The sequence below is a fragment of the Arenibaculum sp. genome (assembly GCF_035998295.1).
Taxonomy (GTDB): domain Bacteria; phylum Pseudomonadota; class Alphaproteobacteria; order Azospirillales; family Azospirillaceae; genus DASYHS01.
In genome coordinates this window covers 1-10,399 of record NZ_DASYHS010000222.1, presented here as the reverse complement: position 1 = coordinate 10,399, position 10,399 = coordinate 1, and the positions used below count along the sequence as shown (strand labels likewise).

The window sequence follows — 10,399 nt, the reverse complement described above, 5'->3', positions numbered from 1 at the left end:
GGCCTACGAGGCGGAGGTGGCGCCGCTGCTCACGGGAGAGTCCGAGTTCCGGCCCGCGACCCCGGTCTGGATCAAGGCGTCCGCGAACGGGCCGGCCGCCGGCTAGCGGCCGGCCCCGGGCCCGTCCGCCCCGGTGTCCTCTCTGTCTCGCCTATACGACCGGTATACCCTGTCTGGACAGGGTAATCACCAGCTGAAGAACCTGTTGGGAGGTGACCGGTATTGCTGAGGCATGCGGGTCAACAACAATCCTGACATGACAGAGGGGATATAGAAATGCCCGGATTGAAAAAGCATCTCTTGATGGGAGTGAGTGCCGGATTCACTGCCATTATTCTGGCCGCCACGCCTCAAACCGCTTTCGCGCAGTGGTGGGAGGACGAGGGAGCCTACGCCGAATACGAGGAAGGCTTCGGCGAAGAGGAGCAGACCTTCGGCGAAGAGGAAGGCTTCGGCGAAGAGGAGCAGGCCTTCGGCGAAGAGGAAGGCTTCGGCGAGGATGAGCAGGCCTTCGGCGAGGAGGAAGGCTTCGGCGAGGAGGAGCAGGCCTTCGGCGAGGAGGAGGAAGGAGGCCTCTTCGGCGAGCAGGAGGAGGATGTCGGAGCCTATTACGGCGACGACTTCGAGGAAGAGGGGGGATGGGGAGACTGGTGGTGACGGATCGAGTGTCCGCACCCGCCTGAACCTTATCCGGCACCCCCCGGACATCACCCCCCGGACATCCCGATCCAGGAGAGAAAAATCATGACCCATGAACGCCGTATGACCCGATTCGCCCTGATGGTGGCGGTCTCGACGCTGGCTCTCGGCGGCGGCGCCTACGCCCAGGGCAACCAGGCGCAGATGCAGCCCGGCCAGACCAATCAGTCCCAGGGCAATCAGGAGCAGGCGCAGCGCCAGCAGGGCAACCAGGCCGGGGACCGCGGCCAGGCGGCGCAGTCCGCCCAGGCCCAGCGGGCACCGATGGAATATCGCCAGGTCCGAGGCACGATCCAGGACGTCCGCCGGGTCCAGGTGCGCGGGAGCGAGCGGCCGGCGACGCTGGTCCTGCTCCGGACGCAGCAGGGCAACCGGGTCGTCGCCGACCTCGGCACCGAAAGGCTGGGGATCAGGCTGCGCCAGGGCGAACAGCTTGCCGTCCGGGGCCGGCCGGTCACGATCGGCGGGCAGCGGATCATCCTCCAGGCCAACGCCGTCCGCTATGGCGGCCGGACGCTCGACGTCAACCGTCCGGCGATGGCCCGGTCGCAGGGCTCGGTATCGGCGCAGGGGTGGAACTCCGCCACGAATCTCGCGCCCTACGACGCCAACAGCGACGCCCAGTTCAGCGTCGGCGAACTGGCCATGGCGCTCTACCCGGAGTTCGACACCAACAACGACAACATGCTCAGCGTCGCCGAGTGGGACCGCGGAATGGACCACTACTTCGGCGAAGAGGACCTCAACCTGGACGTCTCGCAATGGGACCGCAACGGCAACGGCCGGATCTCCAGGAACGAGTTCCGCACCGCGCTCGGCCGGTCCGGCCTCTATGAGCAGATCGACGCCGACGGCGACGGAGCGGTCACCTCGGCGGAGTTCGGCCTCACGACCCGGACCGGCGTCGCCGACGCCGGGGTACGGGAGAACGGGGCACGGGGGCTGGACCGCCGGGCGTTCCGCGAGCGCGCCGCCGCCGCTGGGATGTACGAGAGCTTCGACACGGACCAGGACCAGCGCGTCAGCAGCGACGAGTTCGCCGCCAACCTGTATTCGACCTGGGACGCCGATGACGACAACCAGGTGACCAGGAGCGAGTTCGAGCGCTCCAACGGCTGGTTCGGCGACGAGGAAGGCCTGTTCCAGGACTGGGACGACGACCGCAGCGGGTCGCTGAGCGAGGACGAGTTCACGACCGGCGTCGAGCAGGCCGGCACGTTCGAGCGCTACGACGCGAACGACAGCGGCTGGTTCGAGGAGACCGAGTTCTACGAGGCGACCCACGCCGGCTGGGACGACGATGGCGATGGCGTCGTCGGTTCCGACGAATGGTCGTCGTCGTCCTCGCTCTACGAGGAGGAAGGGCTGTTCTGACGGCAGGGGTATTTCCCGGCGGCCGGCGGGGCGGCGCACCCGAAACAGCCGTTTTCGGAACTGCCCGTTCCCGTTCCGGTTGGTCTTACCGGCAGGTTCGGGACAACCCCCGAGACCATCCCCGATACGCCACTGACATGGAGTTTCGAGCAATGAAAATGAACATCGCATCGACCTTTGCCGCCGCCTGCATCCTGCTGCCGGCGCTCGGCGCCGCCCCCGCCCTGGCCCAGACGACGGACGGCGGGCCGGTCGGCACCACGCCGGGCGCGGCCGTGCCTTCGGAGATGGGGCAGCCGTCGGGCGATTTCGCCGGCCAGGCGGAGTCGATCCCCCTGTACCGCTTCCCGCTCAGCGAGGAGACGCAGGCGCGGATCCGGGAGCGGCAGGGTGACGAGCAGACCACTCTGGAACTGGTCCAGACGACACTGCTCAACCGCTTCGGCGAGATGGGCTTCAGCCGGCTGATCGACATCGACAAACTCGGCGAGAGCTATTTCGCCCTGGTCGAGACCCCGGCCGGCGCGGAGGCCCTGGTGCGCATCGATCCGCTGCCGCAGACCGACGCCGTCGGTGCGGTCGAGAACTATCCGGCCGAGCAGAAGCAGTAACGGCACGGTTCGAGGAACGGGGCCGCCGCGAGGCGGCCCCTTTTCACATCCGGAACAGGCGCTTGCCCTCGCCGGGGCGTGCGACGCTCAGCTCGAGCGCGGTCCGGAAGTCCTCGAGAGGGAAGCGTCCGGCTACCGGGGCCTGGATGCCGATGCTCTGCGAGGTCGCTACGAGCCGGTCGAGGAACGGCCGGTGCTCCGTCCCCGGCGGGTCGAAGAAGAAGCGGTAGACGTGGGGCCTGATCTCCACGAGGTTCATCAGCACGTCGAAATTGTGCAGTTGGAACCGTTCCGCGCTCATCCCGCCGTTGATGATGACGCGGGCCCCGAGCGCGGTGCTGCGGACCAGGTCGCCCAGCAGCGGACCGCCCACATTGTCGACGACGCCGTGGAGGCCGATGCCTCCGGTGATGTCCCGGACCCGCTCCGCGACCCCGGGGCCCGGCACGGACAGGTCGATCACTTCCGCGGCGCCGAGGGCTTTCAGGTCCGGGCCGGCCTGGCTGCGGCGCACGATGCTGATGACGTTCACGCCGCACGCCTTCGCGTATTGCAGGACCAGCGTGCTCACGGTGGAGCTTCCTGCCGTTACGGCCAGCCATCCGCCGCTTGCGACGCCGGACTGGTCCAGGAGGTCCCACGCGGTGACCAGGTTGACGATCTGGCCGGCCGTATCGGGGTCGAACCCCGCGGGAAGCGGGATCAGCCATTCCTGGGGGACGGCGGCATATTCCGCCCAGGCGTCCCGGTAGCTGAACGCGACCAGGGTGCCGGGCTCCACCAGCGAGACGCCCGGCCCGGCCGCCTCGACGATGCCGGCGCCGTGGCCCCCGGCGATCTGGCCGGGCAGGGCCGGCTTCTTGGGCTCGGGATAGAGGTTCTCCACGAACAGGAAGTCGCCGGGATTGATGGAAGACGAGACCATGCGGACGAGCGCTTCGCCGGGCCGGGGCGTCGGGCGGGGTACGTCCCGCAACTCAAGAACCTCCAGCGGCGAGCCGATGCGATCGAATACCAAAGCTTTCATAGGGAATGTCCTGTCTGACCGCCGCCGAAGGCGGCTGATGCCCTGACCGCCGCCGAAGGCGGCTGATGCCCTGACCGCCGCCGGAAGCGGCCGTTGTCGTGGCGGAATGATACGAGGGCTTGCCGGACAGGATAATCCCGGTAAAAAAGAAGTCTGTTTTCCGGGAGCGGGATAATGCCGGTGGGGCTGGACGACGTCGCGGTGTTCCTGGAGGTGGTTCGGACCGGCGGCTTCAGCGCCGCCGCCCGCGGCTTGAACATGCCGGTCAGCACCGTGAGCCGCCGCGTCGCCTCGCTGGAGGGGACGCTGAACGTGCAGCTCCTCAAGCGGACCACCCGGGCGGTGAGCCTCACCGACGACGGCCGGGCCTTCGCCGAGCGTTGCGGTGCGGCCGTCGCGGAGATCGTCGCGGCCGCGGATGCGGTGACTGCGAACGGCGGCGAGCTGCGCGGCACGCTACGCGTGACCGCGCCCCATTACGCCTGCAACGCGGAGTTCGGCCCGTACCTCCTGGACTTCGCGGCGGCACATCCCGGGCTGAGGCTCGATCTGCGCCTGACCAACGGGTCGCCCGACCTGGTCGAGGAAGGCATCGACGTGTCCTTCCAACTCAGCCCGTTGCCGGAGGGCCGGCACGTGGCGCGACGGCTGTGGCCGGTGCCCTATGTCCTGTGCGCGGCCCGCGGCTTCGTCGCGGACAGGCCGGGCCTCGCCGGCCTGTCGCATCCCCGGCAGCTCGGCGGCGAGGCCTGCGTGCTCACGCCCCCGATCGGCGCCTGGGCGCCGTGGCGGTCCGGCGCGGCCTGGGCATCGGCTATCTCCCGTACGGGCTCGTGGCCGGGGAGCTGGGGCACGGCCTGGTGGAGATCGCGTTCAACGGGTGGCGTCCGCTGGGCCGGGAGCTCTACGCCCTCTATCCGGCGTCACGGCAGCTCTCGCCGAAGGTGCGCGCCTTGATCGACTTCGCCCTGGCCGCCCGCGCCGCCCACGGCTGACGGGACCGGCTGCCGGGCGCCGGCGGCCCAGCCCCCTGGCAGCCCAGCCCCCTGGCAGCCAGCCCCTTGACAGCGCGGATGCGTTGCGCCCATCTATGTACGATAACGAATCCGGGCCCCTCTGGCGGCTTAGACGTAGTCGCGATGTCGGATTCCTTCACCTGCTCTTGCGCCGACGGGCGTGACCGCACTTGGAGGGACCGATGCTCCCGCCCGGACACCACTTCCAGAACCCAGCCTCCCGAACTCAGCCCCCGGTCCCGACGGGACCACCCGGCGCCGCCGTGTCCCGGCCGGCCGTCGGATCGTGCTGACGTGACCCCACGGCAGGAGAAAGCCATGTTCAACCAGTATCCGAACCAGTACGGAGCCGCCGGGCGCACCATCGACCGCGCGGCCTTCGACGCGGGCCTGCGGCAGCACATGCTGCGGGTGTACAACTTCATGACGCTCGGCCTCGTCCTGACGGGCGTGGTCGCGCTGCTCGTCGCGAGCACGCCGGCGCTCTACGTGCCGATCTTCACCACGCCCTTGAAATGGGTGGTGATGCTGGCGCCGCTGGCCTTCATCTTCGTCCTGTCCTGGCGCTTCGACCGCATGTCGGCCAGCGCCTTGCAGGGGACGTTCTGGGCGTTCTGCGCGGTGATGGGCCTGTCGATGGCGTCCATCTTCCTGGTGTTCACCGATGCCAGCATCGCGCGGGTCTTCTTCATCACCGCCGCCATGTTCGCGGGCACCAGCCTGTGGGGCTACACGACCAAGGCCGACCTGTCGCGCATGGGCTCGTTCATGATGATGGGCCTGATCGGCATCGTGATCGCGAGCCTGGTCAACATCTTCGTCGGGTCGAGCGCGCTGCAGTTCGCGATCTCGGTGATCGGCGTCGTCGTGTTCACCGGCCTGACCGCCTGGGACACGCAGCGCATCAAGGAGGAATACGCCGAGCACCATGGCAGCGACACCAACACCAAGCTGGCGGTCATGGGCGCGCTCAGCCTGTATCTGAACTTCGTCAACCTCTTCCAGATGCTGCTCCACCTGATGGGCCAGCGCGAGGAGTGATCCGGGCCGGCCGGGACGCGCGCGGCGCGTCCCGGCCTTCGGCCGCGGCCCATCGCCTGCCGGGAAGCCGTCAGGCCGTCCCGTGCCGGCCGATGCGGACGTTGCGGTGGATGGAAATGCTCAGGAGGACGCCGCACCCCGCCAGGAAGGTCAGCATCGCCGTTCCGCCGTAGGAGACCGGCGGCAGCGGAATCCCGACCACCGGCATCAGGCCGGAGACCATCGCGACGTTGACCAGGAAATAGAGGAAGAAGGTGGTCGTCAGCCCGAGCGCCACCAGCCGTCCGAAGTGATTGCGCGCCGTGAGGCCGATCAGATAGCCATAGCCTATCAGGACGAGGTACAGGGTGAACAGGAGCATGCTGCCGGCGAAGCCGAACTCCTCGGCGAGCACGACGAAGATGAAGTCGGTGTGCTTTTCCGGAAGGAAGGACAGCTGGGACTGGCTGCCGTTGCCGAACCCTTTGCCAAGCAGGCCGCCCGCGCCCAGCGCGATCTTCGACTGGGCGATGTTGTAGCCGGCGCCCAGGGGATCGGTCTCCGGGTCGAGGAAGGTGTAGACCCGGCGCTTCTGGTAATCGTGCAGGAACTGCCAGCCGACCACGGCGGCCCCGGCGCCGGCCACGCCGGCGACCGCGAACGTCCACATCCGGACCCCGGCCACCCAGAACAGGGCGCCGCTGCCCAGGATCAGGAGCAGCGCCGTCCCCAGGTTCGGCTGCATCAGCACGAGGCCGACGGGCGCGGCCACCAGCAGGATCGGCGGCACCAGGGAGAGGACCTTGCCCGTCTGCTCGTAGGTGAGCGCGTGGAAGTAGCGGGCGAGGGCCAGCACCAGCGCGATCTTCATCAGCTCCGACGGCTGGACGACCAGGCCGCCGACCGAGATCCATCGCTGAGCCCCCATCCCGACATGGCCCATCACCTCCACGACGACCAGCAGGACGAGCATGGCGGCGTAGGCCCAGTACGCGATCCGGAGCCACACGCGCACGTCGATCAGGGCGACCGCGATCATCAGGACGAAGATGGTGCCGAAGCGCGAGAGGTGGCGGCCGGCCCAGGGCTCCCAGGCCATGCCTCCCGCCGAGTAGAGCAGCGCGACGCCGGTGCCGCCGATCGCGGCGACGACGGCGACGAACCCCCAGTTCAGCATCCTGAAGCGTTCGCCCAGACCCAAGGGGTTCTCGGAAGCGTCGAGAGTATCGGTCTTCATCGCAAGTGCCATCCCCGGCCGGAGCAGCGGCATTCTTGTCCGGCATTCCTTACCGGCGCACTAAGGGACATGCCCCGGTGCCCGCACCTCCCGCTGAAAGGGCCGCCCGTCCCCGATACCCCGGCGTGCGTCCGGGTGACGGCGGCGCCGGCAGGCGCGGCAGTGGCGCAAACCTGCAGGCCGTTCGCTTCACGGCGCGCTTGCATCGGTTCCGGTGGGATGCCGGCGCGCGCGCCGGGCCGGGCTGCGCAGCCATGCCCCGACCCTGCGGACCGGCCGGAGCGCCCAGGCCTGCACGAGCGCGGCCGAAGCCCCGAGCAGGCAGGCCGCCGCAAGTCCGACCGACGACGCCCCGGCCAACTGGTCGACCAATGCCAGAAAGCCTCCGGTGGCCGCGGCCCCTGCGGCACAGAGCCGGTGGTCCCGGCATCCGAGCGCGAGCAGGCCGACGAGGATGATCGAGACCGGGCTGGAAACGAATCCGGCGAAGGCACCCAGGTGTTCTATGAACGGGGCCAGAGGATCCATTCGGTCCACCAACGCTGTTCCGCTGGAAACCGGATTGTCGCCCGCCGCTCCAGTGCCTGCAAGCGCTCGGAATTGCTCTGCCGGTGATCCGCGGCGGCCGTGATCATGCCGACGGCTCGCGCGACCGTTCTGGTCGCCCGACCCCTAGGACGGATCGTCCAGGGCTTCGTATCCGGGCGAGGCAAGGGTCTCCGGATCGAACGCAGGCAGTTCCGCGAGTTCCGAAAGCGTCAGGTCGGCAACTAGGACGTTGTTCCGGGTGTCGACGCCGACCGCCTCCCAGGGCAGGGCGACGAGGCGGCCCTCCTCGCCCAGCGCGACGAGCATCGCCGTTACCTCATCCCGAGCCGTGTCGAACACGAAGTTCGCCACAATGCCAACCGTCCGCCCGTCCTCGGTCAGCACCGGCCTGCCGATGAAGGCCCGGTAGACGTTGGGAGGAACATCCGGACGATCACGCACGGCGGGGTCGTCGGCGAGCCCTTCGGGGATCGGCACGGGCGGCGCGTAGGCATCGGGCTCCGGGTTCAGGTCCTCATAGTCGACTTGGGCCACGGCGGGTGCGGCAAGTCCCGGAACAAGTCCCAGAAGGAGAATCGCGATGGCCGGAAGGGACGTGCTGGGCATGGAGGCACCTCTGAACGACATGGGAAACCCGCGCCCGTTCCGGTGCGACGTTCCAGCTACGCGCGAGACGGCGACCGGCTCAAAAAAAGCCAGTCCTCATCGTCCTCGTACCGTTCGCGTCGGCGAGGACGTTGTCGTCGCGGGCCGCCGCCGGTTCAACCCCGCTCGCGTGGAAAGATCACGCCCACCTGGGGGAGACCGTCGAGTTCGCCACCCTGGGATGGGTGGTCCGGTTCAGTCACCGCAGGCTGCTCGAGCCGATCGGGAACATCCCTCTCGCCGAAGCCGAAACCCGCTCCAGGGCGCGGACCTTTACTCGTCCCCACGGGCCGACAAGCCGGCCCAACCTAGCCCCTGGCGTCCTGGATGGCCGATTCGATCGACGTCTGGGCTTCGGCCAGATCCCCTTCCTCCATCTCGGGGGCGTGCTGCCGTTCGGCCAGAACCGGGGCATGGCACAAATCGGCCAGATAGGGGTAATGATCGGAGCCGAATTCGGGCAGCCGCTCCAGAGCGGTCAGCCCGATCGCGTCCTCGTACAGGACCTGATCGAGCGGCCAGGACAGCAGCAACTGCTGGGCATCGTAGGTCGGGATGTAGCCGCGCCCGACGCGCGGGTCGAGCAGGCGGCCGATCCGCATGGCCCGGCGGACCACGCGTTCCCAGGGCACGGCGTTGAGATCGCCTGCCAGGATCGACGGCTCGGCGCTGGCCCGTGCTTCAAGGGCGGCGGCGAGGATCTGGGCGTCACGCCCCGTCGAGGGCTGAAGCGCGCGTGGTGGACGTGGATGGATGCCCAGGAACTCCACCATCTGCCCATCCGGCAGGCGGATGTCGGTGAAGATCGACGGGACATCCTGCTCGGCCAGAAAGCGGATTTCCGGATCGACAAGTTCGTATTTCGAGAACAGATGCATGCCGAAATAGCCGCTGCCGACGTGCTGCACCTGATGCGCGAAGTCGTTGCGCAAGGGCGCAAGCCGTTCGTTCCACCATTCGTCCGTTTCCATGGCCAGGAATACGTCCGGGTCGGTTTCCTCGACCAGGGCCAGCAAACGCTCGTCCTGGCGGTTGCCTTTCTGGACGTTGGCCACCAGCACCCGCAGGCGCGAACCGTCGGCGCACCGGGAAACGGCGACGGCTCGAGGCTCGACCCACTCCCAGTAGGGGTGGAGCTTGTAAACGTGACAGCCCACGGCCGCCACCATGCCTGCCAGCACGAGCCAGCCGCCGATGCGCCGGGGACGGGCAAACAGGAAGATGAGCGCTCCGACCACCGCCAGCGCGATCATGAATTGCAGGCGGGGGAAATCGAGCACCCGCACCCACCAGATATTCGTCTCGGTCAGGGGGAGAAACGACGCGACGACGAGGATTGCGCCGATGAAGGGGAAAATGCCACGGAGGAACGCGTTCATGGGACCTGTCCGGATCAGTTCTGTCGATCGTGCTCGCCTCCCATCCCGATCCTCAGAAGATCAAGGCCAGAATGCCGATCACGACCAGCAAGCCGATCAGGAAGATCACGCCGATCGTTCCGCCGAGAAACTTCAGCATGTTCGATCCTCGTTTCGCTTTTTCCCGGGCGTAGAACAGCATGCCCTCTTCTCCGTCACGCACATCGAGGAAGTGAGAGCCTCGCGGTCTGTCGTCGAGGAGGAGATCGTCGCGTCAAAGCGCCTGATGCCGGATGACGAGACTTATTTCCGCCTCGGCGCGCCGAGCGGCGATCGAAACATTGGTCCGAAACGTCATCCGTTGCCCTGTGCCCGGGTCCCGGCGCTTCCCGCTTCCTGCTGTCGTCCGTCACCGGCCGTCCGTCACGGGACGCGGCGAAAGTGGTGCCGGCAGCCTTGAAGGGCCGCGGGCCCGACACCATCCTCTTTGCGATCCGGGCCCCTCTGGCAGTTGCGGCGGCACTGCGATGTCGGATCACTTCTCGACAACGGCGCGGACGCGGCGCCTTTGGAAGTGAATGGGGCCCGCGCATGGATTTCCTGTTCTACGACTGGCTGACGAAGCCGGTCTGGATGTGGCTGTCGTTCCTCGGCGTCGTCGTGGCGCTGCTGGCGCTCGACCTCGGCGTCCTGCACCGCAAGCAGCGCGAGATCGAGGTCAAGGAAAGCCTGCTGCTTTCCGCCTTCTACATCGCGCTCGGCCTGATCTTCGGCGGCTGGGTCTGGTGGCAGCTCGGCCCGCAGGCCGGCAAGGAGTACGTCACCGGCTTCGTCGTCGAGAAATCGCTCGCGATGGACAACGT

11 protein-coding genes and 2 pseudogenes are annotated in these 10,399 nt (G+C 68.0%); 7 read left to right on the top strand and 6 right to left on the bottom strand.

Going from position 1 to position 10,399, the window contains the following annotated elements; all coding sequences use genetic code 11:
- Nucleotides 1-276: 276 nt before the first annotated feature.
- The 3 genes from VGO20_RS21345 (at nucleotide 277) to VGO20_RS21335 (ending at nucleotide 2,684) form a co-directional block, all read left to right on the top strand.
- Complete coding sequence (locus VGO20_RS21345; protein ID WP_327504402.1) at nucleotides 277-657, top strand: hypothetical protein; 381 nt, start codon at nucleotides 277-279, stop codon at nucleotides 655-657.
- 87 nt (nucleotides 658-744) lie between these two features.
- Entirely contained in the window at nucleotides 745-2,073 is a 1,329-nt protein-coding gene (locus VGO20_RS21340; RefSeq protein WP_327504401.1) for a hypothetical protein, read from the top strand.
- Nucleotides 2,074-2,231: 158 nt separating this feature from the next.
- Complete coding sequence (locus VGO20_RS21335; RefSeq protein ID WP_327504400.1) at nucleotides 2,232-2,684, top strand: hypothetical protein; 453 nt, start codon at nucleotides 2,232-2,234, stop codon at nucleotides 2,682-2,684.
- Nucleotides 2,685-2,727: 43 nt separating this feature from the next.
- Here the strand turns inward: VGO20_RS21335 and VGO20_RS21330 are convergent, their stop codons facing one another.
- On the bottom strand, nucleotides 2,728-3,711 hold the full coding sequence (locus VGO20_RS21330; RefSeq protein WP_327504399.1) for a quinone oxidoreductase family protein: 984 nt from the start codon (nucleotides 3,709-3,711) through the stop codon (nucleotides 2,728-2,730).
- Nucleotides 3,712-3,885: 174 nt separating this feature from the next.
- On the opposite strand from VGO20_RS21330, the pseudogene VGO20_RS21325 reads away from it, so the two are divergent.
- The 3 genes and pseudogenes from VGO20_RS21325 to VGO20_RS21320 form a co-directional block, all read left to right on the top strand.
- A pseudogene (locus VGO20_RS21325) lies at nucleotides 3,886-4,467 on the top strand (LysR family transcriptional regulator); the annotation flags it as partial.
- Nucleotides 4,362-4,706, top strand: a complete 345-nt coding sequence (locus tag VGO20_RS28650) for a LysR substrate-binding domain-containing protein (protein WP_414639870.1) — start codon at nucleotides 4,362-4,364, stop codon at nucleotides 4,704-4,706. The pseudogene VGO20_RS21325 and the gene VGO20_RS28650, both read left to right, overlap by 106 nt.
- Before the next feature lie 339 nt (nucleotides 4,707-5,045).
- Nucleotides 5,046-5,768, top strand: coding sequence for a Bax inhibitor-1/YccA family protein (locus VGO20_RS21320; protein ID WP_327504397.1), 723 nt, complete (start codon nucleotides 5,046-5,048; stop codon nucleotides 5,766-5,768).
- A 70-nt stretch (nucleotides 5,769-5,838) separates the two neighbouring features.
- Here the strand turns inward: VGO20_RS21320 and rodA are convergent, their stop codons facing one another.
- The 5 genes from rodA to VGO20_RS21295 all read right to left on the bottom strand — a co-directional run bounded on the left by rodA (nucleotide 5,839) and on the right by VGO20_RS21295 (nucleotide 9,738).
- Complete coding sequence (gene rodA, locus VGO20_RS21315) at nucleotides 5,839-6,984, bottom strand: rod shape-determining protein RodA (RefSeq protein WP_327504396.1); 1,146 nt, start codon at nucleotides 6,982-6,984, stop codon at nucleotides 5,839-5,841.
- 189 nt (nucleotides 6,985-7,173) lie between these two features.
- On the bottom strand, nucleotides 7,174-7,512 hold the full coding sequence (locus VGO20_RS21310; RefSeq protein WP_327504395.1) for a hypothetical protein: 339 nt from the start codon (nucleotides 7,510-7,512) through the stop codon (nucleotides 7,174-7,176).
- A 144-nt stretch (nucleotides 7,513-7,656) separates the two neighbouring features.
- Nucleotides 7,657-8,139, bottom strand: a complete 483-nt coding sequence (locus tag VGO20_RS21305; protein WP_327504394.1) for a PRC-barrel domain-containing protein — start codon at nucleotides 8,137-8,139, stop codon at nucleotides 7,657-7,659.
- Nucleotides 8,140-8,486: 347 nt separating this feature from the next.
- Nucleotides 8,487-9,557: an endonuclease/exonuclease/phosphatase family protein gene (locus VGO20_RS21300; protein ID WP_327504393.1), complete on the bottom strand. Its 1,071-nt coding sequence runs from the start codon at nucleotides 9,555-9,557 to the stop codon at nucleotides 8,487-8,489.
- Nucleotides 9,558-9,609: 52 nt separating this feature from the next.
- Nucleotides 9,610-9,738: a small membrane protein YohP gene (locus VGO20_RS21295; protein WP_327504392.1), complete on the bottom strand. Its 129-nt coding sequence runs from the start codon at nucleotides 9,736-9,738 to the stop codon at nucleotides 9,610-9,612.
- A gap of 389 nt (nucleotides 9,739-10,127) precedes the next feature.
- Between VGO20_RS21295 and VGO20_RS21290 the strand changes: the two are divergent.
- Nucleotides 10,128-10,399: pseudogene (locus VGO20_RS21290) on the top strand (TerC family protein); the annotation flags it as partial.

Coding starts and splice junctions, on each gene's coding strand:
- VGO20_RS21345 (WP_327504402.1), top strand. CDS start 277: ATGCCCGGATTGAAAAAGCATCTCTTGATGGGAGTGAGTGCCGGATTC.
- VGO20_RS21340 (WP_327504401.1), top strand. CDS start 745: ATGACCCATGAACGCCGTATGACCCGATTCGCCCTGATGGTGGCGGTC.
- VGO20_RS21335 (WP_327504400.1), top strand. CDS start 2,232: ATGAACATCGCATCGACCTTTGCCGCCGCCTGCATCCTGCTGCCGGCG.
- VGO20_RS21330 (WP_327504399.1), bottom strand. CDS start 3,711: ATGAAAGCTTTGGTATTCGATCGCATCGGCTCGCCGCTGGAGGTTCTT.
- VGO20_RS21320 (WP_327504397.1), top strand. CDS start 5,046: ATGTTCAACCAGTATCCGAACCAGTACGGAGCCGCCGGGCGCACCATC.
- rodA (WP_327504396.1), bottom strand. CDS start 6,984: ATGAAGACCGATACTCTCGACGCTTCCGAGAACCCCTTGGGTCTGGGC.
- VGO20_RS21310 (WP_327504395.1), bottom strand. CDS start 7,512: ATGGATCCTCTGGCCCCGTTCATAGAACACCTGGGTGCCTTCGCCGGA.
- VGO20_RS21305 (WP_327504394.1), bottom strand. CDS start 8,139: ATGCCCAGCACGTCCCTTCCGGCCATCGCGATTCTCCTTCTGGGACTT.
- VGO20_RS21300 (WP_327504393.1), bottom strand. CDS start 9,557: ATGAACGCGTTCCTCCGTGGCATTTTCCCCTTCATCGGCGCAATCCTC.
- VGO20_RS21295 (WP_327504392.1), bottom strand. CDS start 9,738: ATGCTGTTCTACGCCCGGGAAAAAGCGAAACGAGGATCGAACATGCTG.